This is a genomic window from Collinsella sp. wc0583 (genome assembly GCF_046116915.1).
Lineage (GTDB): Bacteria > Actinomycetota > Coriobacteriia > Coriobacteriales > Coriobacteriaceae > Collinsella.
The window spans coordinates 164113-189600 of the sequence record NZ_JBJXBN010000003.1 but is presented as its reverse complement, the minus strand read 5'-3'; the positions used below and the strand labels follow the sequence as shown (position 1 = coordinate 189600).

The window sequence follows — 25488 nt, the reverse complement described above, 5'->3', positions numbered from 1 at the left end:
TTCAACCGTTATGGGAGGATACGTGAACCGCACCAAAATCGCGCAGCTCTACGCCGACGCCGAGTCGCTCGGCGGCCAGACCGTCACCATCGCCGGCTGGGTCAAGTCCGTCCGCGACATGAAGAACTTTGGCTTTGTTACGCTCAACGACGGCAGCTGCTTCCGCGACCTGCAGGTCGTCATGAACCGCGAGGCACTCGACAACTACGACGAGATCGCCCATCAAAACGTCTCGGCCGCACTCATCTGCACCGGCACTGTCAAGCTGACCCCCGATGCGCCCCAGCCTTTCGAGCTTTCTGCCACTTCCATCGAGGTCGAGGGCGTCAGCGCCCCGGATTACCCGCTGCAGAAGAAGCGCGCAACCGTCGAGTTCCTGCGCACCCAGCAGCACCTGCGCCCGCGCACCAACCTGTTCCGCGCCGTGTTCCGCATCCGTTCTGTCGCGGCTGCCGCCATCCACCGCTTCTTCCAGGAGCAGGGCTTTGTCTACGTCAACACCCCCATCATCACCACGAGTGACTGCGAGGGCGCCGGCGAGATGTTCCGCGTGACCACGCTCGACCCCAAAAATCCGCCCCTCACCGAGTCCGGCGAGGTCGACTGGAGCCAAGACTTCTTTGGCAAGCATGCGAGCCTGACCGTGTCCGGCCAGCTCAATGCCGAGAACTTTGCCATGGCCTTTGGCGACGTGTACACCTTTGGCCCCACCTTCCGCGCCGAGAACTCCAACACCACGCGCCATGCCGCCGAGTTTTGGATGATCGAGCCCGAGATGGCCTTTGCCGATCTGAACGACTACATGGATAACGCCGAGGCCATGCTCAAGTACGTCCTTAAGGACGTTATGGCCACCTGTCCCGACGAGCTCAACATGCTCAACAAGTTTGTGGACAAGGGCCTGATCGAGCGCCTGGACCATGTCGCCAACTCCGACTTTGCCCGCGTCACCTATACCGAGGCCGTCGAAATCCTGGAGCAGGCCGTCGCCGCCGGCCACAAGTTTGACTACCCCGTGAGCTGGGGCATCGACCTGCAAACCGAGCACGAGCGTTTCCTGACCGAGGAGCACTTTAAGCGCCCGACCTTCGTGACCGACTACCCGGCAGAGATCAAGGCCTTCTACATGCGCATGAACGACGACGGTAAGACCGTCGCCGCCGCCGACTGCCTGGTTCCCGGTATCGGCGAGATTATCGGCGGCTCCCAGCGCGAGGAGCGCCTGGATCTGCTCGAGGCCCGCATCAAGGACCTGGGCATGAATCCCGAGCAGTACAAGTACTACCTTGACCTGCGCCGCTACGGTTCCTGCAAGCACGCCGGCTACGGTCTGGGCTTCGAGCGCTTGGTCATGTATCTGACCGGCGTGGGCAACATCCGCGACGTCCTGCCGCACCCGCGCACCGTGGGCAACGCCGACTTCTAATCGTCGGACGTTAGCTCGCGTCGCCACACGCCAACGCTCATCGCACAAGCGTCTCTCGACATCGGTCGAGAGACGCTTTTTTCAACAGCATCCGTCAAGCTTTTGGCAAGTTTTTGGTCAGTTGGGCAGGGCTGTTGAAAACTCGAACCGCCGTTTGCCGACGACTACCGACCGCCCAGAGCGCCCTGCGCCCCTGGGAAAACCCCGCGCCCTAGGCTCCATACCGTCGCCACCCAAAACGGAAAGGACGTGGGCACCATGACCGAAACCGCTGTTGAAACCTACGACACCACAACTAGGGGCGCCGCGTCGATGGCAGCCTATCGCGCCGTTCGCATCTTGCAGCTATTAAGCGAGAACACCGGCGAGGACAAGGCCATGCTTTCCGATGAGTTGATCCGGCTCCTCGCCCATCCCGACGACCCCGCCCGCATGCCCATCTCGGCGGCGCGGCGCAGCATCTACACCGCCATCTCCGCACTTCGCCATGCCGGATACGAAATTGAGTACAAACGCGGCGTGGGGTATCGGCTCTTGACCCGTCCGCTCACCGACGAAGAGATCATCCGGCTCCACGGCATGGTCATGCGCAACCGCTCTACGCCCATCGCCATTCGAAAAAGCATGGCGCAGCACTTGGTCGCCATGGCGAGCGCCGATGTTCGCGGCTACCTCGATGCACCCGAGCCTGCTCCAAGCGCCGGCGGCAAATCCACCAAGGCCACGCGCACGCCCGTCAAGCGCATCGACACCTGCGAGCTCGTCGAGCAGGCCATCGACCACGGAACCACGGTGAGTTTTGATATTTCGAGCGTCACGGCACGTGGCGAAACCGAAGTAGCACGGATGACACTCCGCCCCTTTGCCATCAAGCAACGAGACGGCATCTCGTATTTGCTGGGAACGGTCTATGACGCCCGAGGCGCCGATGACACGCTGCGTACCGTAGAGATCGGGCGCATGAGAAACGTCACCACGCGTCTCCTCGACGGCAAGAAGCTCTTCGCCGCCCTGGAGGAGGACGACGCCTCCGCCGCATAAGAACCTCCGCCGTCCATTCGACTACCCGTACCGCCCATCCGGTTCTGTATTAAAAAACCTGCCAGGTTATTGTAAAAATGGACATCCGCGCTACTATAGTTCCACTTGCACTTTGTTTGAGTGCAGTATTTCCAGCCATTTCTATACTGGGGGTAACGATATGAAGGACATCACCATCAGCCGCAGGAGCCTTCTGGTCTCTGCTGGCCTGCTCGCGCTCGCTCCGCTCGCCGGATGCGGCGGCAACTCTGGTTCCGGCTCTGCTGCCGCCGGTTCCGACTACACCGTCGGCGTTCTGCAGCTCACCGAGCACTCCGCACTCGACGCCGCCAACGACGGCTTCGTCAAGGCCATCAAGAAGAGCGGCCTTAAGGTCAAAATCGACCAGAAGAACGCCCAGAATGACCAGTCCACGTGTAAGTCCATCGCCGACAAGTTCGTGGGCGATGACGTCGACCTGATCTACGCCATCGCTACGCCCGCCGCGCAGGCCGCCGCCGGCGCCACCGCCGATATCCCCATCGTGGGTTGCGCCATCACCGACTACGCCGCCTCGGGCCTGGTCCAGGACAACGAAAAGCCCGGCACCAACGTCACTGGCGCCTCCGACCTCACCCCGGTCGCCGAGCAGCTCGAGATGATGCAGAAGGTCCTGCCCGACGTAAAGAAGGTCGGTCTGCTCTACTGCACCGCCGAGTCCAACTCCGACGTCCAGATCAAGGCCGCCAAGAAGGAGCTCGACAAGCTGGGCCTGGACTACACCGACTTCACCGTCTCGAGCTCCAACGAGATCCAGTCCGTCGTCGAATCTGCCGTGGGCAAGGTCGACGCGCTGTACTCCCCCACCGATAACACCATCGCCGCGGGCGCCTCGCAGGTCGGCCAGATCTGCAAGGAGAATAAGCTCCCCTTCGTAACCGGCGAGGAGGGCATGTGCATGGCCGGCGGCCTGTTCACCCTCTCCATCAACTATGAGGACCTGGGCTACGCCGCGGGCGAGATGGCCGTTAAGATCCTGAAGGGCAAGGCCAAACCCGAGGATATGCCGATCAAGCACCTCTCGAGCAAGGACCTGGTCGTCGTCAAGAACGACGAGATGGCCGAGGCGCTGGGCATCGACCTTTCCGCTCTGGACGAGTAGCGCCATGCGCGGTAACGCGTCTAGGACCCGCACTCGCGCCATAGCTGCGTTATTCAATATCTGAGCCACAGGGGCGAACGCCAAAGACCGGCGTTCGCCCTGCTTGTTACGGATGAGACAAAACATCCGGCCGCAGCTCTTTTATGCATTGTTACCGCTATCATGGTGACTCACGTGTCCACCCTATCCTAGGAGGTATGAAGCATGCTTATTGCATTGCAGGGCGCCGTTTCGCAGGGCGTCCTCTGGGGCATTATGGTGCTTGGCGTGTTTATCACGTTCCGCCTGCTCGACATCCCCGATATGACCTGCGACGGCAGCTTTGCCCTCGGCGGCTGCGTCTGCGCCGTACTCATCGTCAATAACAACGTCGACCCGCTGCTCGCTGTTTTGGCCGGCATGTGTGCCGGTGCCATCGCGGGCGCCGTCACGGGCATTTTGACCACCGTCTTTGAGATTCCCGCGATCCTCGCCGGAATCCTGACGCAGATCAGCCTGTGGTCCATCAACCTGCGCATCATGGGCAAATCCAATACGCCCATCCTTGCCAAGGGCACCATCTTCTCGTCTGTCAGCAACATGACGGGCCTGCCGCAGTCCACCGTCGCCATCATCCTGGGCATCTTGCTCGCTGTGGCTATCGTCGCCATCCTGTATTGGTTCTTTGGCACCGAGATCGGCTCGGCGCTGCGCGCCACCGGCAACAACGAGTACATGATCCGCGCTCTGGGCGTCAACACCAACTCCACCAAGATGATCGCCCTCGTGCTCTCCAACGCCCTCATCGGCCTTTCGGGCGCGCTCATCTGCCAGAGCCAAAAGTATGCCGACATTGGCATGGGCACCGGTGCCATCGTTATCGGTCTTGCCGCCATTGTTATCGGCGAGGTGCTCGGCCGCCTGCTGCCCGGCGGCCTCACGCAGTTTAGCGTCCGTCTTGCCTCCGCCGTCTTTGGCTCCGTGGTGTACTTCCTCATCCGCGCCATCGTGCTGCAGTTGGGCATGGACGCCAACGACATGAAGCTGCTTTCCGCTGTGATCGTCGCCGTGGCCCTGTGCGTGCCCGTGGGTTGGGAGCGCTATAAGCTCCGCAGCTCCTACACGAAGGGGGATGAGGCAGATGCTTAAGCTCTCACACGTCAAGAAGACCTTTAACAAGGGCACCGTCACCGAGAAGCGCGCGCTCACCGGCGTCGACCTCACCCTTAACGACGGCGACTTTGTAACCGTGATTGGCGGCAACGGCGCCGGCAAGTCCACGCTGCTCAACATGATCGCCGGCGTGTATCCGCTCGATTCGGGCGTTATCGAGCTCGACGGCACCGACATCTCGCGTCTGAGCGAGTCGCAGCGCGCCAAGTACCTGGGCCGCGTGTTCCAGGACCCCATGCGCGGCACCGCAGCCGACATGCAAATTGCCGAGAACCTGGCCCTCGCCAAGCGCCGCGGCCAGCGTCGCGGTCTTTCGTGGGGCGTCACCAAGGCCGAGAAGGACGAGTACGTTGAGCTGCTCAAGCGCCTAGACCTCGGTCTGGACACGCGCCTCAACGCCAAGGTCGGTCTGCTTTCGGGTGGCCAGCGCCAGGCACTCACCCTGCTCATGGCCACGCTCACCAAGCCACGCCTGCTGCTGCTCGACGAGCACACCGCGGCGCTCGACCCCAAGACGGCCTCTAAGGTGCTCAATCTGACCGAGGAAATCGTCGACGAGCACCACCTGACCACGCTCATGGTCACGCATAACATGAACGACGCCATCCGTCTGGGCAATCGTCTGATCATGATGCACGAGGGCCACGTAATCTACGACGTGGCAGGCGACGAGAAGAAGTCGCTCACCGTTGCCGACCTGCTGCAGAAATTCGAGGAGGTCTCGGGCGGCGAGCTCGCCAACGACCGCATGCTGCTGAGCTAACGACCTAGAAAACCACCACAAAGGGGACAGGCACCTTTGTGGTGGTTTTTGTTAAAGAGTAAGGAGACTGCCATGAAAAGACTCCCCCGCCTTGCGTTAGCTGCCGCGTTGTTTGCCGGCGCGCTCGCAGGCATCCCAAGCCTCGCTTTCGCGGGGAACCTGCCCGCCGCTATTGACGGCGCCGTAACCGTCATGCACACCAACGACATCCACGGCAGCTACAAGTACAGCTACAACGCAAGCAAGGGCACGGGCACCATTGGCTTTGACGGGCTGGCGGTTCTCTATAGCGCTCAAAGCAACGCCCCCGACTTTCTGCTCGATGCAGGCGACACCTTCCACGGGCAGTCCTTTGCCACCATGAGCGAGGGCAAGAGCATCGCCGAACTCATGAACACCTTCTACGCAAACGGCTACGACGCGACCACACCGGGCAACCATGACTGGAGCTACGGCGCGGACAAGCTTCGCACGATGGCCGGCAATGGTGCCACCAGTACACCTTTCGCCATGCTCTGCGCGAATGCAACGTCCTCGAGCGGCGTATGGAGCTCGAGCATCACCAAGACGCTCAATCGCACTTGGAAGGACGGCGAGGGCAGCCCCACGTTTAACTACAAGATTAAGGTCGGCGTCGTCGGAGCCATGGATGAGTCGCTGGGCTCCTCGCTACGCGCGGACCTGGTCGCGGGCACGTCGTTCTCGGGTGCAGCGGACGCCATCAATGCCGAGGCCAAGCGACTGCGCGAGGATGAGGGCTGCAACGTTATCGTCTGCATCGCGCACACGCTCAACGCCAAGACCTTTGCCGCAAAGCTCGTTGGGGTCGATACACTGGTCGCGGGCCACGAGCACATCAACTTAGACGAAAACGTGACGGGGGCCGACGGCAAGCCGGTCCGCGTCGTCGAGGCAGGCAGCGCCTTTGCCGAGGTTGGTCTGCTTTCCATTCCCTATGAGTACGACACCAGGGGTACCGAAACCACCAACGACGACATGGTGACGGTCTCCGCAGGCGACAGCGACGAGAAGCTCTACACCGCCAAGGACGTCGACGACCTTTTGGCAGACCCTAACAACCAGAACATCCTTGACGAGGTTCGCAACAACAAAATCAAGCCACTCGACGATGCCTTTGAAAGCGAATCGAACAAGGTGCTCGGCACATCCTCCACCAACTATTTCTACGGCGAGGACGCCGCGGGTACGCATGGCTGGGAGATGGTGCGCACTACCGATTTGCGTCCCAGCAAAGCGGGCGACGCCACCAAAGCCCAGACCATCGGGCATGTTATCTGCGGCTCCTATCTTGCTCTGACGGGGGCAGACCTCGCCATCGAAAACGCGGGCGGCATCCGCGGCGGCATCGCGGCGGGCGATGTGACCGCCGGCAACGTCGTCGCCATCTCGCCCTATGGCAACACCGTGGAGACCTGGGGCATGACCGGCGCAAACTTCCTCGCAGCGCTTGAGCACTCACTGCAGATCAGCGACGATTGCAACGACAGCTACGAGCTTCAGCAAGCCTATGTGGCAGCCGGCCACACCGAGCAGGAGGCGCAAGACAAGTACAAGTGGCGCGATGACTCTGGCAGCGTTCTCTCCTTTGGCGGCATTAACGTGACGATTGATTGGACGTAGCCCGAAGGCAAGCGCATTGTGAGCGCCACGCTCACCAAGGATGGCAGCACGCTCGATCCCGCCAAGAACTACACCGTCGCCACCAACAACTACATCATTACCAACACGACCGACTTTCCCACTTTCGCAAATGCCACCAAGCGCACCGAGTGGGGCACATGCGAGGCGGCGATCAGAGCGCTGATCGGGAAGAGCGACTGGGAGAACAAGATGGCCGGGCTCGCCGGCACCATCAGCTTCAGCTCCGCAGCCGTGGACCCCACGCCCAATCCGAATCCAAAGCCTAAGCCCTCGCCCAAGCCCGGCACGACTACTACGACCACGAAAACCAGCGCCAAGAAGACAACCGGCAAGCTTGTCGCAACGGGAGACCGCACGCCGGCCGTGGTCGGCGCATGCCTCATCGGCGGCATCATCGTCATCATGCTCGGCATTATCTGGATGCGCCGCCGCTAAGCTACACCGCCGGGCCTTGCAGCCCCTCCGTGCAAACCTTATATCGAGCACAGAAGCCCGTCCGATGTGATCGGACGGGCTTTTTGGTGGGTATCATGGTTGAATGATCATTAGGAGGTTTTCCCTACATGGAATTGTTTGAGCCGATTCTTCATTTCTTTGAGCAACGGTGGGTCCACAACATCATCTGGGCCGTCATCTTGGCGATAGGCACCGCCGTCGCCGCCAAGGTCGCATCCAAGACTCTGCGTCACCTACTCAACCGCGACGATAACCCGCTTCCGGCATCGAGTATCTTCATCAATATCACGCGCGCCGTCATCTGGGTGATCGGCGGCAGCTTTATCCTCGACAACTGCTTTGGCATTAACGCAAACGCGCTCGTCGCCGCTCTTGGCGTCGGCGGCATCGCCATCTCGCTCGGCTTTCAGGACACGCTATCAAACCTTATCGGCGGCATGCAGGTGACCTTTATGGGCATTATCAAGCCCGGCGACAATATCGAGGTCGGCGGCGTGTCGGGCGTGGTCCAGGACATCACTTGGCGCCACACGACCATCGAAGATGCCTGCGGGCAGACCGTCATCGTCCCCAACTCCAACATTTCCAAGAACACACTCGTGCATTTGATGCCCTTTGGGCGCGTGGCCGTCCCCGTCGCGGTCAAAGACCCCTCCAAATGGGCATCGCTCGATGTGCTAGCAGACGAGCTCGTCAGCGCCACCAAAACGGCCGTCTCACCCATCTCAGGCTTTGACAAGGAACCCTACGTGCTCTTTAGCGAGATCGGCGACTTTGGCATTAAGGGCAAAATCATCTTTATCGTCAGCGACGACAGCACCACCTTTACGGCGGCCGACGCCTGCATCCGCGCCATCGCCCCCATCATCGCCTAAACCACCACAAAGGGGACAGGCACCTTTGTGGTGGTTTTCATTCGTGATACCATGGTTCATATAGTTGTTTAAACGACTAAGGGAGCAAAACTATGGAAGAGGCCTATCGTCAAGCACGCAAGCGCGGCGAGCAAGGACGTCGACGCGCCATTAGTCAAAGCGAGCATCCGTATCTCACGGACCTCGATAGCTTGGTTGCCCAGCTCCCCTTAGGCCAGCGAGAGAATGTCGGCCTGAGAGACATTCCACTCGAAATGGTCGTCGGTACGGTTACCAAGGGCCGTCAGTCGGCCTTTTCATGCAACTTTATGCCCTTGCTGCCGTTTAGCACGGAGTTCGCCCGCAAGTGGTCCAACCTCTACGACATCCAGGTGACCGAGGGCTATCGCGATCCCGTCATCGTCACCGAGTTCATGCATCGGTTTTACGTCCAAGAGGGCAACAAGCGCGTCAGTGTCCTCAAATTCCTGGACGCCCCGACGGTTTCGGCCAAGGTCACCCGTCTCTACCCCGGCACATGGGATTTCGTCGAAAGCCGCCTGTACGGTGAGTTCTGCGCGTTTTGGCGCGTCTGTCCCCTATACGAGATCGAGTTCTCGCGCGAGGGAAGCTACGAGACGCTCGCCAAGATGCTCGGTCAGGACCTTATCGAAAAATGGCCGCAGAAAAAGGTCGACTACCTGCGCCACACCTTCCTACTCTTTAAGCGCGCCTACCTTCGCGCGGGCGGCGACCACCTGGACATTACGCCCGCAGACGCCATGCTCGTCTACCTCAATGTGTACAACCAGGACCGCCTGCTGGATACGCCGACGGATATCGTCGTAAACCGCTTGTGTAAGATTTGGCGCGAGCTGGTCATTGCCGGCAAAAATGACGAGGACAAGGTCGATCTTGTCGAAGCACCGAGTGTCGACGAGGAGGAGACGCACGCCAAGTCCACCTCCGGCGTGCTCAACTTCTTTATGGGCAAGACCGTCTATTCGGCGGCCAACCCCCTGCGCATCGCCTTTATCCATGAGTTCCCCTGTGCGACGTCGAGCTGGGACAGTCTGCACGACCAAGGGCGTCAGTATCTTGACGAGCACTTTGGCGGTATCGTGCGCACCGAGGCGTTTGAGGACTGCCACGATCCGGACGTGTTCTACGCCGCCGTCGAAACGGCTGTCAAACATGGAGCTAACGTCATCTTCTCGACCTCGCACCGCCTGATGGAATACACGCTCAGGGCAGCCGTGGAGTATCCCCGGGTTCGGTTCCTCAACTGCTCTATCGGCCTTCCCCACCAAAGCGTCCGTTCGTACTTTGGCAAGATGTACGAGGCCAAGTTTCTCCTGGGCGCCCTTGCCGCCAGCATGGCGGACAACCACCGCATCGGTTACCACGCGTCGGTCTTCGCCTCGGGCGCACTCAGCGAGATCAACGCCTTTGCGATTGGAGCCTCGCTACTCGACCCCCGTGCGCAAATTATCCTGACCTGGGGCGATGTGCCCGCCGGTGGCCTTGCCGAGGCCATGTGCCGCGAAGGCGTAAGCGTCATGTCCGGCGCCGACATGTCAAAGCCGCTCGAAGACCCCACGGCCTACGGACTCCACCGCTTGGTCGATGGCAAGGTTGCCGGCATTGCCATGCCGGTATGGAACTGGGGCCGTTACTACGAGCTTATCGTGCGAAGCCTGCTGCATGGCACCTGGGATGAGACCAGTGACGACAGCCAGGTTCGCGCCGTCAACTACTGGTATGGCATGAGTTCGGGCGTTATCGATATTCGCTACGCTCCAGGCCTGCCCTATCAGACGCGCAAGCTCGTTCAGCTACTGCGCAATGGCATTGTCGAGGGCTCCATCAATCCATTTGGCGGCGAGCTCCATAGCCAAGACGGCGTGGTGCAGATCGAAGGCTTTCCCCCGCTGCCGAGCACGCAAATCGTCGAGATGGACTGGCTGGCAGACAACGTGGTGGGCACCATTCCGCAGCCCGACGATGAGCCGAAGGTCCGCGCCCTATGAAAATCCTTGCCATAGCCGATACCGAAGAACGATGCCTTTGGGAGTGCTTTCGCAAAGAACGCTTTGAGGGTGTCGACCTGATTTTGTCCGCTGGTGATCTGGACCCGGACTATCTTGAGTTTTTGGTCACGGTCATCAACAGACCGCTCATCTACGTGCGAGGCAATCACGATGACCGCTATGCGCGTCATGCACCAGGTGGCTGCATCTGTGTCGAAGACGCTGTCTACGTGTACCGCGGCGTCCGCATTGCAGGCCTTGGCGGCTCCATGCGCTATCGAGATGGCGCCAACATGTACACCGAGCGCGAGATGGCCAAGCGCGTGCGCAAGCTGTCTCGTAAAGTGAGGATGGTCGGTGGCTGCGACATCTTGCTCACCCATGCGCCCGCCGCCGGCGAGGGCGATCTGGACGATCTGCCACATCGAGGATTCAAATGCTTTAACACAGCGCTCGAGTCCTGGAATCCCGACTACATGGTGCACGGGCATGTGCACCAATGCTATGGTCGCGACTTTCAACGTGAGCGTCAGCACGCATGCGGGGCAACGATCATCAACGCCTGCGGCTATACGCAGTTTGAGCTGGACGAAGCGCGCTACCCCATCCGTGGCTGGCAGGCAGCCTGGCTTAATTCGCAAACCATGCGTCGTGAACTCAAGCGCCACGAGGCTATCGAGTCCTCAACCGCTAGAACCCCCTGGTAACCACCTTTAAGGCTTGACGCTGCGCCGGCCCCAAGCACCCCATCTCGCCCCTCAAGCCGTCGCTCGCGTACCAAAGTACGCGTCGCTCCTCTTTCGGGGCGACCTGGGGCACTTGGAACCGGCTCGCTGCGATGCCATAACATTGACGCCAAAGTGCCAAAACCACCACAAAGGTGCCTGTCCCCTTTGTGGTGGTTTTGGCCCGAGATAGCAAGAAACCCGGTCCTGCACGAGACAGAACCGGGTTTCTTTAGCAATGCTTGCTTTGCTCAGGCAGTAACCGTTAGTTACTCAGCCAAGAAGTCACGCTGGATAGCGGGATCGACCTTGACGCCAGGGCCCATGGTGGAAGACACGGAGATGGACTTAACGTACTTGCCCTTAGCAGAAGCGGGCTTGACGCGCAGGATCTCGGTGTACAGGGCAGCGTAGTTCTCGACGAGCTGCTGCTCGGAGAAGGACTTCTTGCCCAGGGGCACGTGGCAGATGCCGTAGCGGTCGGCGCGATACTCAACGCGGCCGGCCTTGAGCTCGGAGACCATCTTGGCGACGTCCATGGTCACGGTGCCGAGCTTAGGGTTCGGCATGAGGCCACGGGGACCAAGGATCTTACCGATGCGGCCAACCTTGGCCATCATGTTCGGCGTAGCGATAGCGGCGTCGAAGTTGATCTCGCCCTTCTGGATCTGGGCGACGAGCTCGTCGGAACCGATGATGTCGGCGCCGGCAGCCTCGGCCTCGCGGGCCTTCTCGCCCTCGGCGAAGACGGCAACACGAATGGTCTTGCCGGTGCCGTGGGGCAGGGAGATGGAGCCGCGGATGTTCTGGTCGGCCTTACGAGTATCGACGCCCAGACGGAAGTGGGCCTCGACGGTCTCGTCGAACTTGGCGGTGTCGAGCTCCTTGATGAGCTTGGCAGCCTGAAGGGGGGTGTAGAGCGTGGCGCGGTCGATCTTCTCGGCAGCGGCGTTATAGCTCTTACCATGCTTAGCCATGTGCATTACCTCCTGTGGTTAAACGGGCGCGAGCCCTCCCACATCGTATCGTGTGCCCTATTGCACACATTTAACGGGCGCCCCGGTTGGAGCACCCGTCGTTACCAAAAGAAATCGCTACTCAGCGATGGTGACGCCCATGGAACGGGCGGTACCGGCGATGATCTTCTTGGCGGCGTCAATGTCGTTGGCATTGAGGTCCGGCATCTTGATCTCGGCGATCTTGGTGAGCTGCTCCTGGGAGAGCTGACCAACCTTGTCGGCCTGGGGCTTAGCGGAACCAGACTTGAGGTTCAGCTCCTTCTTGATGAGGTGAGCCGCCGGCGGGGTCTTGGTGATGAAGGAGAAGGACTTATCCTCGAAGACAGTGATCTCAACGGGGATGATGTCGCCCTTCTTGTCCTGCGTCTCGGCGTTAAAGGCCTGGCAGAACTGCATGATGTTCACGCCAGCTGCGCCCAGGGCGGGGCCGACGGGAGGAGCGGGGTTAGCTGCACCAGCAGGAATCTGGAGCTTAATGACGTTGGCAACCTTCTTCTCAGCCATGGTCATTCCTTTCGAATCACGAGTGTGAAGTACTTGCTATATCGTAAGCACGCACGTGTTAGAAGCACTCCTGAGATGAGCAGTCACAGAAGAAGCACGCTCGCGCGAACGGACGAAAACTTAAGCGATGACAGCGACCTGGTTAAAGTCGAGCTCGACCGGCGTCTCACGGCCAAAGATCATCAGGGTGACCTTCAGCTTGCCTGCCTCGGTGTTAACCTCGGAGACCTTGCCATCAAAGTCGGTAAGCGGGCCATCAGTGACGCGGACGGACGTGCCGACCTCAATATCAACCGAGGTGCGCTTGGGCGAATCGCCCTTACCGGGACGACGAGTCATCTTATTGTACTCGTCGCGGGAAAGCGGAGCGGGCTTGCCATTGCCGCCCAGGAAACCAGTGACACCGGGCGTGTTGCGAACACACGTCCACGCATCGTCATCCATCTCCATGCGAACCAGGACATAACCCGGGAAGATCTTGGAATCCTTGGTCTCGCGCTTGCCACCCTCTTTGATCTCGGTGACGCGCTCCATAGGAATCTCGATATCAAAGATACGGTCCTGCATGCCCATGGTCTCGATGCGATGCTCGAGATCGGACTTAACACGGTTCTCGTATCCAGAGTAAGTGTGAACGACGTACCAACGCTTAGACATGGTTTAGCCCCTCAATCCAGAGAACAGAGCAAGAGCCTCGCCAAAGCCAGCATCGAGCAGAGCGATGACGACGCCGACGACGATCAGAGAAGCGCAAACGACGACCGAGTAGTTCACGAGCTCCTTCTTATCGGGCCACGTGACACGCTTCATCTCGGACTTCACCGAAGCGAAATACTTCTTGGTGCGGGCGAAGAAACCAGGCTTCTCGTTCTTCTTGGACTTCGCAGCCTTCTCGTTCTTCTTGGCAACGGCCTTCTTGGCCTCAACCTTGGAGTTGGCGGCAGCGTTGTTGGCAGGTGCCGGCTGCTGAGCCTTCTTCTTGTTCTTCTTGTTGGCCATTTGGGTTACCTCCGCGCAATGCGCTTATACATGAGTAAACCGTAAGCCCCCAATTGGGAGCTTACGGAATAATGACTGGCACGCCAGGAAGGACTCGAACCCTCAACACTCGGTTTTGGAGACCGATGCTCTACCAATTGAACTACTGGCGTATGTGACTAGAGACTAGCGAGTCTCTTTGTGCAGCGTGTGGTGACGGCACCAGGGGCAATACTTCTTGATCTCCATACGATCAGGCATGTTCGACTTGTTCTTGGTGGTCGTATAGTTGCGGCGCTTGCACTCAGTGCACGCAAGAGTAACTAGAGTACGCATTTATCCTGAACCTTTCATTTCCGCCCCGTACGGGCACGAGTTGGTACTTTATCAGCTCTACGTAAGTGCTGTCAATGAAAACCTCGAATCAATTGGTTCTCGCTGGATCCATTCATATTTGGAACACATCAATGAAGCCAGCGAGATCTAATCGATCCCTCACGCTCGGCTTAAGAGCGAGCGAAGCGCAATCGGCAGGGAACAAGCCCCGCGTAGAAAAGAACCCGGCACCCTATAAGTGCCGGGTTCTCTAAGTCAGCTATATCAAAGAGCTAATTTACTCAATGATCGTGGAGACGATGCCCGAACCGACGGTGTGGCCACCCTCGCGGATAGCGAAGCGCAGGCCCTCCTCCATGGCGATCGGGTGAATGAGGTCGCCCTCGATGGTGATGTGGTCACCAGGCATAGCCATCTCGGTGCCCTCGGGCAGCTTGACCGTACCGGTAACGTCGGTGGTACGGAAGTAGAACTGAGGACGATAACCATCGAAGAACGGGGTGTGACGGCCGCCCTCCTCCTTGGTCAGAACGTAGATCTCGCCGGTGAACTTGGTGTGCGGGGTAACCGAACCAGGCTTGCAGAGAACCTGGCCGCGCTCGATGTCCTCGCGCTTGATGCCGCGGAGCAGCAGACCGACGTTGTCGCCAGCCTCGCAGAAGTCCATGGACTTACGGAACATCTCGATACCGGTAACGACGGTGTTCTGGGTATCCTTGATGCCGACGATCTCGACGGGCTCGTTGAGCTTGAGCTCTCCGCGCTCAACACGACCGGTAGCAACGGTACCACGGCCGGAGATGGTCATAACGTCCTCAACGGCCATCAGGAAGGGGAGGTCGTTGTCACGAGCAGGCGTCGGGATGTACTCGTCGACAGCCTTCATGAGCTCGCGGATAGCGTCCATCCACTTGGCGTCGCCCTCGAGAGCGCCCAGAGCAGAACCACGGATGACGGGGATGTCGTCGCCGGGGAAATCGTACTCGGAGAGGAGCTCACGGGTCTCCATCTCGACGAGGTCGATGAGCTCGTCATCGTCGACCATGTCGCACTTGTTCAGGAAGACGACGATGTAGGGAACGCCGACCTGACGGGCGAGCAGGATGTGCTCGCGAGTCTGAGCCATGGGGCCGTCGGTAGCGGCGATGACCAGGATAGCACCGTCCATCTGAGCAGCACCGGAGATCATGTTCTTGACGTAGTCAGCGTGGCCCGGGCAGTCAACGTGAGCGTAGTGACGGGCAGCAGTCTCGTACTCAACGTGGGAGACGGAGATCGTAATGCCGCGCTCGCGCTCCTCGGGAGCCTTGTCGATGTTCTCGAACGCAGTGAAGTCAGCCTTGCAGCCCTCGGTCTCAGAGAGAACCTTGGTGATGGCGGCGGTCAGCGTGGTCTTGCCGTGGTCGACGTGACCAATGGTGCCGATGTTAACATGCGGCTTAGTGCGCTCAAACTTCTCTTTGGCCATAAAGCCCTCCTCTTAACAGGTCGTCCCCGGACGGGACTTTGCCTTTATACCATAGTGGCCTCTCAACATACTATTGAGAAGCCACCGTGTTACCTATGGTAGCGGTGACTGGATTCGAACCAGTGACGCCACGGGTATGAACCGTGTGCTCTAACCAACTGAGCTACACCGCCGGATGGAGCCTGCAACCAGACTTGAACTGGTGACCTCTTCGTTACCAACGAAGTGCTCTACCGACTGAGCTATACAGGCACTTGACGGGTGGGAGCTATAGGATTCGAACCTATGTAGGCAGAGCCAACGGGTTTACAGCCCGTCCCCATTAACCACTCGGGCAAACTCCCAATCGTTCAAGTATCCGCAGGTTCTTTGGTCTTTTGGACCGCCGCCCCCGCGAACGAAAAAGATAATACGATGCAACCTTGGGGGCTGTCAACGAAAACCTCTAGATACACGGTGCCGGGCGTATCTATATGCCTTTGACCTGCGTTTTTGTTGAGTTTAGATATGAAGGACGGTGGATTTCGCTACGCTGGTGGCATTTCCCAAGGGAACACTTTGGCACGGTGGAGTACGCCTACAGCATCGACCTTCGATAACGACCCTCTTGCACTATTACATAGGTCGCGATCGGACTTTTCCGGCACGATCGACCAGGATGACCGGGACCGGTCCGGCCTTTGTCTCGATCTGTAACATTTAGAGAACATTTTCTCCCCTATCTGTTACAGATCGAGATGTTTCGCAGAGACTCTGGCTTACGTCTCATTCTGTAACAGTACGAACGGTTTTCCGCCCCTTCGTGTTACAGATCGAGACATTTATCTATTCTCGCCTTACATCCACGACATCTGCCCAGTCAATAACGTCGTAGTCATCATCGCTTCGCCAGACGACACACTTGGGTCGTGAATCCGCTTGGGCTGCATCGTCCCTCGCCGCTTGTGGACGACTCGCAAAGAAGCGCCCAAGCTCAGCTCGCGGCAAGATAATCCCTTGCACGCTCCCGCCGCCCGCAAGACACACACGCGCCCAGCGACCAGCCTTTTCATATAAGAGCCAGTTGGCAACCTGCGAAGATCTGCCCTCAGGCACTTTATCCCCTGGAATATCAGGAACAAACATGGGGTCGACCTCCTCCAGTTGAGCAAAGCCCATCCCCTCCAAACGCGAACCAAGTTTTTCCTTAGCGTAACCGCTCAGCTCGCGCTTGATCATGCCTGCAATACGCCGGGCCATCCTACCATGGGGATCAAACCGGCTGCATCCGCGCTCATAGGCAGCCAGCGCATCCATAAGCACGTAGACCTCGCTCAAATTGAGCGGCAGCGCCAGCGGGTGTACCGAGGACCTGAATTCGCCGCGATACCCAAACTCCTCGGCCACGCACATGCCGCCGATACGCACGCCATCGCGAATCCTGGCACGACGCTCCCCCACCGCGTTCTTGCTGCACAGCAAAACGTTATAGGCGATGTCTTCCTGCGAGCGCTCTTCGTGGGAAACGGTGAGCATAATCAAGTCCGCCTCTTCACCGCCAATAAAGGAATCCTTGAGTTCGTAGCCCTTCATGCCTTTGTTAGACGGCTCAGCTGCAAGCAGCGCAAAAAGCTCGTGCACCTGATGGTAGAGCGCTAGGCGTCCCTCCAAATATGGACCATCGGGTCCATTTGCATACGCCTTGATATGCATCCGCAAGGCCCCCGTGTCGATGGGCGCTACCGCCATCTGGCTAATAGCATATCCCTCGCCTGGACGCGAAATCATATCGTTGAGCTCGACCGCATCTGGCATGTTTCTTTTTATGTACTGTCCAAGCAGCATTGGCGGCGCCCGCCTTTCTAATCTTTAACCTATCGATTTTTTCTCTTCGAGTCCATCTCAAGATAGCGTTGGATTTTGTCGAGCGACAAATTGGTCCGGCCCAGGGACTCTGCCGCCGTCAAAATCTTCTGTGCAAGATTTGATCCAAAGTAGTAAATCACATCTCCATTGGCGATGCGCTCAACGTATTCGTCTCCAATCTTATTAATAAGGGAGAAAAACTCGGGGCACAGCATGGGATAACGCTCAGCTATTTCCGTAATCCCCGCATGGCCAAAATCGGCAACGTCCTCGCACTGCCGCTCAAGATCTTCGATACCGTGGCCATTAAGGCCGCGCCCGCAGGAAAAAGCAAGGCCGCGAGACAGGGCAGTTTTGACGCGTTGCCCCTGCTCGTCCGATAGCTTTCCACCCAGCAGAGCTCGCATCATGATCTGGCAGCAAGCGTACGTAGGTCGATAGAGAAAATCGACTCGCGCATCACTGGGCATATCGCGATCGCTGCTCAGAGGAAAGCAGCCGTCTTCTCGTTGAGACTCGAGAATGACTTCGAGGGACTCGCGCCAATCCGGATCGTCATCCAAACCATAATCGCGAAAATAGCGCAGCAGCTGCACCTGCATATCCATGACACAAGTACTGACGATCGGCTTACCTGTTGCCCTGTTCCTGCCGGCAATGTCGCAAAGAGGGTAAATCATGGTCTTCTTCCTTTCCATAGACCTGATGTCAGCGATTCCGTTTCGCTGACCTTGTTGATTCCATTCTCTTTTGCGGGGCCATATCAGACGACCAAGCAGTGCTTGGTTATTGCAGGTGACGGGAAAATGGAGCCAGACCACGTAGGCGCCTACCTAAAAAGAAACGGGCCCTGTCCCACAAGGGAACAGAGCCCGAAACTCTCATGGAGCCAGTGACAGGAATCGAACCCGCAACCCACTGATTACAAATCAGTTGCGCTACCGTTGCGCCACACTGGCACACTTGGCGCTTTCGCGCGAAGCCTGTTTAGAATAAAGGAATTGCGGACGAGGCGCAACAGGCCCTTTGACCGACCACATCTCAAAACTATTCGTCAGAACGAATAGTTTTTATTACAATGAAGAAGATAAAACTATTCGTTCTGGCGAAGGGTTTCGCGATGTTGACCACGAAGGAAGCTGCAGAGCTACTCGACATCACCCCGCGCAGGGTGCAAGAGCTCATAAAAAACGGAGCGCTTGAGGCACGCAAGGCTTCTGGTGTATGGCTCATCGACAAAGACAGCGTCAACGCACGACTCCGCTCCGTGACCAAAACGGGGGGACGCCCCCGTCGAGGCCATGGAAAAAGCGAGATTACGTTTACCCTCATGAACCGCACGCACGAAGTCGCCCAGCTGGTCTACAGCACATCGCGAAGAGACTTTACCCACATCGGTGCCGACATCGATTACACCCACGCCCCTATTGGAGTACTTGGCCCCAATAGTCCCGTGTCGCTCGACTCTTTCCGCATTTGGTGGCGAGGTCGCGGTATCCCGCTCGCGCGCATTGGGCTTGCATCCCTGTTGGCAGAAGCAGCAGTCGATGTTCCCGACGAACTCATCCAGCGAAATCTCGGCCTCTCCCTATCCGACCAGTATTGGATTAGACCCCAAGATTCCGGTCTCGCGTGGGAGGATATTAACTTCTTCAATAATGCTTTTGACGACGTCTCTCTGTCCATCGCACCCTTCGCCCCAGAGGGCAAAGCAGCCGCCGCAAAGCCCGATAACACCTCGGACGGCAACCTTCAGAAGTATTGGACATGCGAGGGCGGGCGTCGAATTCTGCATAAGGCAGGAGCGCACCTGAACCAAGAACCATATAACGAGCTGGTAGCGATCGCGCTCCATCGTCGCATCCTAAACGCCTGCGATTATGTGCCTTACTCGCTCGAGGGCACGGGTACTTCCGCCCTGAGCATATGCGATGTCTTCTTAACTGATGAAGAAGAGTATGTCCCTGCGTTCTATGTAAATCAGTACGCAAACGCAGATGAAAGACTAACCGACTACGAGCGATATGTAGCAAACTGCGAGAAACTCGGGGTAACAGGCGTCAAGGATGCCCTTGACCGCATGATCGTGTGCGACGACATCATCGCCAACTATGATCGTCATTGGCGCAACTTCGGCCTCGTGCGAAACGTCAACTCACTGGTCTGCAGACCAGCCCCTATCTTCGATTCGGGCTCATCACTCTGGTGCAACATATCACTAGAGGAGCTTAGGGCGGGGGAGCACAGTTTTACCAGTGCACAATTTCATTCAAGCCCCGCCAAACAAATGTTGCTCGTCGAGGACATGGGCTGGTTTGACGGCGACAAACTCGAAGGCTTCGTTGACGAGGCAATCGAGATTCTGTCCAGAAACGACGCGCTCACGGCAAGGCTGCCATATCTAAAAGAGGCGCTTACATGGCGCCTCGAAAGAATGATCGACATCGCTGAATGGAGTTAGCGAAACAGCGTCGCGCCGTCAGCTCCCCTACCGGCCACGAAGGGCCTTGAGCTTGGCCAGAGCATCGGGGCTCAGGCGACTGCCCAGAGTCATCTTGATCTGCGGAGCTTCCTCTGCCTCGTGCACGTCGTTATCGATCTGCTTGATCTCGTCCACCAGCATGCGGCTCGAGATACGCGTGACACCCTTACCCATGACGACGGCCTGGATCGTTCCGTCGCTCGACACCACGGAGCATGCACGGCCTTCCTCACGCGCCTCGATGCAGAGCTTCTGCACCACGGTGTCGGCAGAGACGCCCGTCGGCGAAAACTCGATGCGCACGCCGCGGGCCGGCAGATTGGGACGCTCGCTGGAGATATTGCCCGCACCGTCAAACACAATCACAGCCTCGTAGCGGCCCTGGGCAAACGCGGCGACATCGTTGATGAGGGCGGTGCGCGCCATATCGTGAACGTCGCTGGAATACGGATCGTCGGAATGGTCGTACACGAGCTTTTCGTAGCGCGGCGTGCAGTGGATCACGTTGTAACCGTCGACCACCAGCAGCTCGGGCTTGTTGGAGTGCACCGTCGAGACTGGGTCGGCGATAGCCTGCGCAAACGCATTGCCGCCCACGCCGTAGGTCGCGGCCGAGACAATCGGCTTGGCCGAGCCTTCGCCAAAGCGCTTGGCTTTGGACTTGGCACGGTTCTTTTTGGACATGCGCTACTCCTCCCCCATGAGCTCGCCGGCGTTGCGGCGCAGCCACTCAAAGCACAGCGCCGTGGTCGCCTGGGCAACATTGAGGCTCTCGGTCATGCCGCGCTGGGGAAGCTTGGTCAAAAAGTCGCATTTCTCGAGCACCAGGCGCGAGATGCCATCGCCCTCGGACCCCATGACGAGCGCCACGCGACCCTCGAAGGGAGCATCCCAACAACTGCCTTCGGCGTGCTCGGAGGCACCGCCCACCCAAAAGCCAGCGGCCTTGAGGTCATCGAGCGCACGGGCGATATTGGGAACTTGCGCGATGGGCAGGTGCATGACGGCACCGGCTGAGGTTTTGTAGCTGCCCACGGTCACGCCGGCGGCACGCTTGTTGGCGATGACGACGCCCGCGGCGCCCACGACCTCGGCGGAGCGCACGATGGCGCCAAAGTTGCCGTCGTCAGTCACATGGTCGAGCACCACGACAAGTGCCGGACCCTCGCCTGCGCGGTCGAGGATATCGGCGACATCGGCATAGGGGAAGTTGCCAACTTCGAGCGCGATGCCCTGGTGAGCGCCATGGCTCGACAGCACATCGAGCTGTGCACGCGGCACATACTTAATGCGGACGCCCGCGGCGTTGAGGTCATCGACCAGACGCGACAGGGCGGCATCGCGCTCCCCGCCCTCGGCAATGAGCGCGCACTTGATGGGAAAACCAGTGCGCAGCGCCTCGGCGGCAGCACGACGGCCTTCGATAAACTCGCCCTTGGGAGCCTGGACAGCGTCGCGGTTGCCATCGCGCTGCGGACGTGCGGCCTGGGTACGATCGCGCTGACCCTTGGGAGCGGCAGCGCGGTCATTACGGCGAATCGGACGCGAGCCAGAAGCAGCCTGCTTGCCTCCACGCGGTGCACGCTTGCGATTGTCGGCCATAAAGCGACCTCCTAAATACAACTATCAAACGAAACAAAATAAACGACCGCCCATGAATATTAATTCGGGCGGTCGGTACGGGTTTTCCAAGTGCCCGAGATTGCCGTGAAAGAGGAGCGACGCGTACTTGAGTACGCGAGCGACGGTTTGAACGGCAAGGTCGGGTGCTTGGGAAACCCGCGGGGATTAGAGAGATTTGATACGAGTGCCGGCGGCGGTATCTTCAATCGTCAGGCCCAGGTCCTTGAGCTGGTCGCGGATGGCATCGGCCAGATCCCAGTTCTTGGCGGCGCGGGCCTCGGCGCGAGCCTCGAGAATCTTGGCAGCTGCCTCGTCCACATCGTCACCCGTGTAGGCAACCAGGCCGGCAGCAACGCCTAGCAGGCCCAGCGGCAGCTCGACCTTGGGCTCGGGAAGCTCAACGCCAAACGTATCGAGCAACTCGGTCAGCGTATCGGCGGCAGCAAGCGCGGCGGCCTTGTCGGCAGCATCGCCCGCCTGCTCCAGATACTGATTGCACTCGGTGACAAAGCCAAAGACGGCACCCATGGCACCGGCGGTGTTAAAGTCGTCGTCCATGCACTCCTTAAAGGCGGCACGAGTCTCGGCAGCCTTGGCGACAAACGCCTCGGCGGCAGCCTCATCGGCGTCGGCCGTCGCGTGGCTTGCAGCCCAGCGCAGGTTCTCGACCGTGCCGGCGATACGCGTGAGCGAGTTCTCGGCACCCTCCAGGCGCTCCCAAGAGAAGTCGAGCGGCGAGCGATAGCTCGTCTGCAGCATCAGCAGACGCAGAGCCGCGGCAGAGTGCTGCTCGAGGACCTCGGCCAGCGTAAAGAAGTTTCCGAGCGACTTGGACATCTTCTCGCCGTCGACCAGCAGCATGCCCGTGTGCATCCAGGTGTTGGAGAAGCCCTGGTGCCAGGCGCAGGTAGCCTGGGCGCACTCGTTCTCGTGATGCGGGAAGGCAAGGTCGGAGCCGCCGCCGTGGATGTCGATCGGGGTGCCCAGGTAGCGGTGCACCATGGCGGCGCACTCGGTGTGCCAGCCGGGACGGCCCTCGCCCCAGGGGCTCGGCCAGCTGGGCTCGCCGGGCTTGGCGGCCTTCCACAGGGCAAAGTCGAGCGGGTCGTTCTTGTCCTCGTTCTCCTCGATGCGCGCGCCCACCATAAGGTCGTCGATGTTGCGGCCCGAGACCTGGCCGTAGTTGGGATCGCTGCGCACGGCAAAGTACACATCGCCGTTATCGGCTGCATAAGCGTGGCCCTGCTCGATAAGCGTCTTGATCATGGCGATCATGGGACCGATCTCTTTGGTGGCGCGGGGACGCACATCGGGATCGAGCACGTTGGCGGCGCGCATGACGCCGATGAACTTGTCGGAGAACTCCGTCGCGACCTCGGCAGCCGTACGACCTTGCTCGTTGGCGCGCTTGATGATCTTGTCATCGACATCGGTGAGGTTCTGGGCGAACGTAACCTCGTAGCCGCTCGCGATGAGCCAGCGACGAATCACGTCAAAGCTGATGAACGTGCGGGCGTTGCCGATGTGGATGTTGTCGTAGACCGTGGGGCCGCACACGTACATGCGAACCTTGCCGGACTCGATGGGCTGGAACTCTTCCTTTTTATGGGTAGCGCTGTTGTAGATACGCATTCGTTACTCCTTAACGGTTTTCTGTAGCAGGCAGACGGCCCAGGCGCCAATCCCCTCGCCCTGGCCTTCCCAGCCGAGCTTTTCGGTCGTAGTGGCGGCGACGCCCACGTTTTCGACGTCAACGCCCAGGGCATGAGCCAGGTTGGCGCGCATGGCATCGCGGTGTGGGGTGATCTTGGGCTGCTGGCAGGCAATGGTGCAGTCGGCATCGACAAACTCAAAGCCCAGCTCGCGCGCATAGTCCATCACACGGGCAAGCAGTACCATCGAATCGGCACCCTCGTAGGCAGGGTCGGTATCGGGGAACAGCTTGCCGATGTCTCCCCCGCGGCAGGCGCCCAGAATGGCGTCGGCCAAGGCGTGCGCGAGCACATCGGCATCCGAGTGGCCCAGCAGACCGCGCTCGTAGGGAATGTCGACCCCGCCGATAATACATCGACGACCCTCCACCAGGCGGTGAACGTCATAGCCGTGTCCAATGCGCAGGTTACTGAACATGGGGAAGGTCCTCTCCCTCGGCCATGCGACCGAGCAGAATCGCGGTTACGGAACGCAAGTCCTCGGGTACCGTCACCTTAAGGTTGTCGCGTGGGCTCTGGACGCAGCGGACACGCCCACCCATGCGCTCGACCAGCGAAGAATCGTCGGTCCCGATAAACCCCTCGGCGATGGCTGCGGTGTGGGCGCGCTTCATGGCGTCGACGCTAAAGATCTGCGGCGTCTGTGCAGCCCAATAGAGTTCGCGCGGCGGCGTCTCAAGGATATTATCGCCATCGACGATCTTGAGCGTGTCGATTGCGGGCTGACCGCACACGACACCGTCGAGGGCGCGGTCGCTCACGAGCACTTCGATAGCGTGATCGATGGCCTCGGTCGTAATGAGCGGACGAGCGCCGTCGTGAATGGCGACGTATTCAAAGCCTGCCGGTACCGCATGCACGCCGGCTCGGGTGGAATCCTGGCGGGTCGCGCCGGCATCGGCAAAGCTGATGGGCGTGTCATAGTCAAACGGGTCGATGGCCAAGCGGCACATCTCGGCACGACGCTCGGCAGGGCAAACCACGACGATGTGTCCGACCTTATTGCTACGGTCAAATGCGCGGATGGACCAGCTCATAAGCGGACGACCCGCTACATTGACGAGCTGCTTGCCACCGGGGTTACCAAAGCGCTGGCCGCTGCCACCGGCAACGACTACGGCGCATACGGGCGCCATTATGCGTTCCCCTGTTTGGTGCCCTTCATGCGGTACAGGGAGTCCGCAAGAATGGCAGGGTTGTTAACGCCAAAGTCGCCCAGGCGCTCCGGATCCTCGCTGATGTCGTCCATGAGCTCCTGCAGCGAGCCGTACTCGTCGACAATCTTCTCGGCCACGCCGTCGCGCACGACGGACACGCGCGAAAGCGTGCGCAGACCCAGCGGCGTCATGACGGAGTCCTCGTCCAGGTCGTCGTAACCCAGAACCGCCGCCACGTGCTGCGGGTCGGACAGATCTTTAGGCGTCATACGGGCGAGCTCGGCGCGAATCTTCTCGGCGTTTGCCTCGGAGGAATCGCTCGCGTAGTCGCGAATCATCAGGTCGTACTCGGTATCCATGCTGGAGCCGGCGAGCTGCTCGAGCTGCATCTGCACGAGCTTGCCCTGGTTGCCCAGCTTGACAATGCAATCCTTAAGCTCAGTCTTTGCCTGCTGCATGATCTCGAAACTCGAGAAAATGCCGGTGATGTCGGCGAGCGTAACGTAGTCATCGAGCTCGAGGGCCGTCAGGCGCAGCAGGGAGCGATCGAGCGACTGACGGGTAGTCTGGAGCGTGGCGACGAGCTGGTTGACCGAGCTCATGATGGTGGTAACGGGCTGGATCTCGTAGCTCTTGCCGTGAACGTACACGTTGACAACGGCACGACGGGCCGAGACCGAGATCACGATGGCATCCGTGAGCACCGACATGCGAGCGGCGGTACGGTGACGCATACCTGTCTCGCTCGTGGCAAGCGAGGGATCGGGATTGAGGTGGAAGTTGGCGCGCAGGATCTGGGTGAGGTCACCGTCGATGACGATGGCACCGTCCATCTTGGAGAGCTCGAACAGACGGTTCGAGGTGAACGAAATGTTGAGCGGGAAGCCGTCGTTACCGGCAGCGAGCACGTTTTCGGTGTCGCCGACGCAGATAAGGGCGCCCAGGTGACCGGCGATGATCATGTCGAGGGCGGTGCGGATCGGCTGACCAGGTGCCGTCAGGCGGATGGCCTGTTCCATACGCTTTTGCAGCTCGTTCTTATCCAAGGCATCGCTCCCATCGTATACGCTCCATAAACGCTAAATAGTTTCTCACGGTTTGTCCCCGCAGCAGC

23 protein-coding genes, 5 tRNA genes and 1 pseudogene are annotated in these 25488 nt (G+C 59.4%); 10 read left to right on the top strand and 19 right to left on the bottom strand.

Annotation, left to right across the window (positions count from 1 at the left end; translation table 11 throughout):
• The first annotated feature begins 22 nt into the window (after nucleotides 1–22).
• The 9 genes and pseudogenes from asnS (at nucleotide 23) to ACKUUJ_RS03705 (ending at nucleotide 11232) form a co-directional block, all read left to right on the top strand.
• Nucleotides 23–1426, top strand: coding sequence for an asparagine--tRNA ligase (gene asnS / locus ACKUUJ_RS03745; protein WP_409064705.1), 1404 nt, complete (start codon nucleotides 23–25; stop codon nucleotides 1424–1426).
• 258 nt (nucleotides 1427–1684) lie between these two features.
• Nucleotides 1685–2467 carry a hypothetical protein gene (locus tag ACKUUJ_RS03740; protein WP_409064704.1) on the top strand — a complete coding sequence of 261 codons (783 nt, stop codon included), beginning with the start codon at nucleotides 1685–1687 and terminating at the stop codon, nucleotides 2465–2467.
• 160 nt (nucleotides 2468–2627) lie between these two features.
• Nucleotides 2628–3608, top strand: coding sequence for an ABC transporter substrate-binding protein (locus ACKUUJ_RS03735; RefSeq protein ID WP_409064703.1), 981 nt, complete (start codon nucleotides 2628–2630; stop codon nucleotides 3606–3608).
• Between the two features lie 204 nt (nucleotides 3609–3812).
• Nucleotides 3813–4736, top strand: a complete 924-nt coding sequence (locus tag ACKUUJ_RS03730) for an ABC transporter permease (protein WP_409064702.1) — start codon at nucleotides 3813–3815, stop codon at nucleotides 4734–4736.
• Nucleotides 4729–5523: an ABC transporter ATP-binding protein gene (locus ACKUUJ_RS03725; protein ID WP_117756907.1), complete on the top strand. Its 795-nt coding sequence runs from the start codon at nucleotides 4729–4731 to the stop codon at nucleotides 5521–5523. Before ACKUUJ_RS03730 ends, ACKUUJ_RS03725 begins: the two co-directional genes overlap by 8 nt.
• Nucleotides 5524–5595: 72 nt before the next feature.
• Nucleotides 5596–7620, top strand: a pseudogene (locus ACKUUJ_RS03720) (bifunctional metallophosphatase/5'-nucleotidase).
• 128 nt (nucleotides 7621–7748) lie between these two features.
• Nucleotides 7749–8516 carry a mechanosensitive ion channel family protein gene (locus ACKUUJ_RS03715; protein WP_409064701.1) on the top strand — a complete coding sequence of 256 codons (768 nt, stop codon included), beginning with the start codon at nucleotides 7749–7751 and terminating at the stop codon, nucleotides 8514–8516.
• A gap of 92 nt (nucleotides 8517–8608) precedes the next feature.
• Nucleotides 8609–10525 (top strand): BMP family ABC transporter substrate-binding protein, encoded by a 1917-nt coding sequence (locus ACKUUJ_RS03710; RefSeq protein ID WP_409064700.1) that lies wholly within the window; start codon nucleotides 8609–8611, stop codon nucleotides 10523–10525.
• Nucleotides 10522–11232, top strand: a complete 711-nt coding sequence (locus ACKUUJ_RS03705) for a metallophosphoesterase (RefSeq protein ID WP_409064699.1) — start codon at nucleotides 10522–10524, stop codon at nucleotides 11230–11232. The genes ACKUUJ_RS03710 and ACKUUJ_RS03705 overlap by 4 nt, the downstream gene beginning before the upstream one ends.
• A 287-nt stretch (nucleotides 11233–11519) precedes the next feature.
• On the opposite strand, the gene rplA is transcribed toward ACKUUJ_RS03705, so the two are convergent.
• From rplA to ACKUUJ_RS03640, 13 genes are all read right to left on the bottom strand, one after another.
• The gene (rplA, locus tag ACKUUJ_RS03700; protein ID WP_409064698.1) at nucleotides 11520–12227 is read right to left on the bottom strand and encodes a 50S ribosomal protein L1; all 708 of its coding nucleotides are present in this window, start codon (nucleotides 12225–12227) and stop codon (nucleotides 11520–11522) included.
• Nucleotides 12228–12344: 117 nt separating this feature from the next.
• Entirely contained in the window at nucleotides 12345–12773 is a 429-nt protein-coding gene (rplK, locus tag ACKUUJ_RS03695) for a 50S ribosomal protein L11 (protein ID WP_152067404.1), read from the bottom strand.
• Nucleotides 12774–12893: 120 nt separating this feature from the next.
• Nucleotides 12894–13430: a transcription termination/antitermination protein NusG gene (gene nusG / locus ACKUUJ_RS03690; protein WP_099432095.1), complete on the bottom strand. Its 537-nt coding sequence runs from the start codon at nucleotides 13428–13430 to the stop codon at nucleotides 12894–12896.
• Between the two features lie 3 nt (nucleotides 13431–13433).
• Nucleotides 13434–13772, bottom strand: a complete 339-nt coding sequence (secE, locus tag ACKUUJ_RS03685; RefSeq protein ID WP_117583102.1) for a preprotein translocase subunit SecE — start codon at nucleotides 13770–13772, stop codon at nucleotides 13434–13436.
• Nucleotides 13773–13848: 76 nt separating this feature from the next.
• Nucleotides 13849–13924 (bottom strand) — tRNA-Trp (locus tag ACKUUJ_RS03680).
• 13 nt (nucleotides 13925–13937) lie between these two features.
• Complete coding sequence (gene rpmG, locus ACKUUJ_RS03675; RefSeq protein ID WP_117655047.1) at nucleotides 13938–14087, bottom strand: 50S ribosomal protein L33; 150 nt, start codon at nucleotides 14085–14087, stop codon at nucleotides 13938–13940.
• A gap of 277 nt (nucleotides 14088–14364) precedes the next feature.
• Nucleotides 14365–15555 carry an elongation factor Tu gene (gene tuf / locus ACKUUJ_RS03670; protein ID WP_152073434.1) on the bottom strand — a complete coding sequence of 397 codons (1191 nt, stop codon included), beginning with the start codon at nucleotides 15553–15555 and terminating at the stop codon, nucleotides 14365–14367.
• Nucleotides 15556–15651: 96 nt separating this feature from the next.
• Nucleotides 15652–15728 (bottom strand) — tRNA-Met (locus tag ACKUUJ_RS03665).
• 3 nt (nucleotides 15729–15731) lie between these two features.
• Nucleotides 15732–15807: transfer RNA gene (locus ACKUUJ_RS03660), tRNA-Thr, on the bottom strand.
• Between the two features lie 10 nt (nucleotides 15808–15817).
• Nucleotides 15818–15899 (bottom strand) — tRNA-Tyr (locus tag ACKUUJ_RS03655).
• Nucleotides 15900–16380: 481 nt separating this feature from the next.
• Nucleotides 16381–17379, bottom strand: a complete 999-nt coding sequence (locus tag ACKUUJ_RS03650; RefSeq protein WP_409064697.1) for a hypothetical protein — start codon at nucleotides 17377–17379, stop codon at nucleotides 16381–16383.
• A gap of 29 nt (nucleotides 17380–17408) precedes the next feature.
• On the bottom strand, nucleotides 17409–18080 hold the full coding sequence (locus tag ACKUUJ_RS03645; RefSeq protein WP_409064696.1) for a hypothetical protein: 672 nt from the start codon (nucleotides 18078–18080) through the stop codon (nucleotides 17409–17411).
• Between the two features lie 204 nt (nucleotides 18081–18284).
• Nucleotides 18285–18359, bottom strand: a tRNA-Thr gene (locus tag ACKUUJ_RS03640).
• Nucleotides 18360–18478: 119 nt separating this feature from the next.
• Here ACKUUJ_RS03640 and ACKUUJ_RS03635 point away from each other — a divergent pair.
• The gene (locus tag ACKUUJ_RS03635) at nucleotides 18479–19861 is read left to right on the top strand and encodes a DNA-binding protein (protein ID WP_409064695.1); all 1383 of its coding nucleotides are present in this window, start codon (nucleotides 18479–18481) and stop codon (nucleotides 19859–19861) included.
• A gap of 27 nt (nucleotides 19862–19888) precedes the next feature.
• Here the strand turns inward: ACKUUJ_RS03635 and ACKUUJ_RS03630 are convergent, their stop codons facing one another.
• The 6 genes from ACKUUJ_RS03630 to disA form a co-directional block, all read right to left on the bottom strand.
• On the bottom strand, nucleotides 19889–20566 hold the full coding sequence (locus ACKUUJ_RS03630) for an NYN domain-containing protein (RefSeq protein WP_006234978.1): 678 nt from the start codon (nucleotides 20564–20566) through the stop codon (nucleotides 19889–19891).
• A gap of 3 nt (nucleotides 20567–20569) precedes the next feature.
• The gene (gene rlmB / locus ACKUUJ_RS03625; RefSeq protein ID WP_409064694.1) at nucleotides 20570–21484 is read right to left on the bottom strand and encodes a 23S rRNA (guanosine(2251)-2'-O)-methyltransferase RlmB; all 915 of its coding nucleotides are present in this window, start codon (nucleotides 21482–21484) and stop codon (nucleotides 20570–20572) included.
• Nucleotides 21485–21670: 186 nt separating this feature from the next.
• Nucleotides 21671–23137, bottom strand: coding sequence for a cysteine--tRNA ligase (cysS, locus tag ACKUUJ_RS03620; RefSeq protein ID WP_409064693.1), 1467 nt, complete (start codon nucleotides 23135–23137; stop codon nucleotides 21671–21673).
• Between the two features lie 3 nt (nucleotides 23138–23140).
• On the bottom strand, nucleotides 23141–23635 hold the full coding sequence (ispF, locus tag ACKUUJ_RS03615; RefSeq protein ID WP_006234975.1) for a 2-C-methyl-D-erythritol 2,4-cyclodiphosphate synthase: 495 nt from the start codon (nucleotides 23633–23635) through the stop codon (nucleotides 23141–23143).
• The gene (gene ispD / locus ACKUUJ_RS03610; protein WP_409064692.1) at nucleotides 23625–24353 is read right to left on the bottom strand and encodes a 2-C-methyl-D-erythritol 4-phosphate cytidylyltransferase; all 729 of its coding nucleotides are present in this window, start codon (nucleotides 24351–24353) and stop codon (nucleotides 23625–23627) included. Before ispD ends, ispF begins: the two co-directional genes overlap by 11 nt.
• Nucleotides 24353–25393, bottom strand: a complete 1041-nt coding sequence (disA, locus tag ACKUUJ_RS03605; RefSeq protein WP_006234973.1) for a DNA integrity scanning diadenylate cyclase DisA — start codon at nucleotides 25391–25393, stop codon at nucleotides 24353–24355. The genes ispD and disA overlap by 1 nt, the downstream gene beginning before the upstream one ends.
• Nucleotides 25394–25488: the final 95 nt, after the last annotated feature.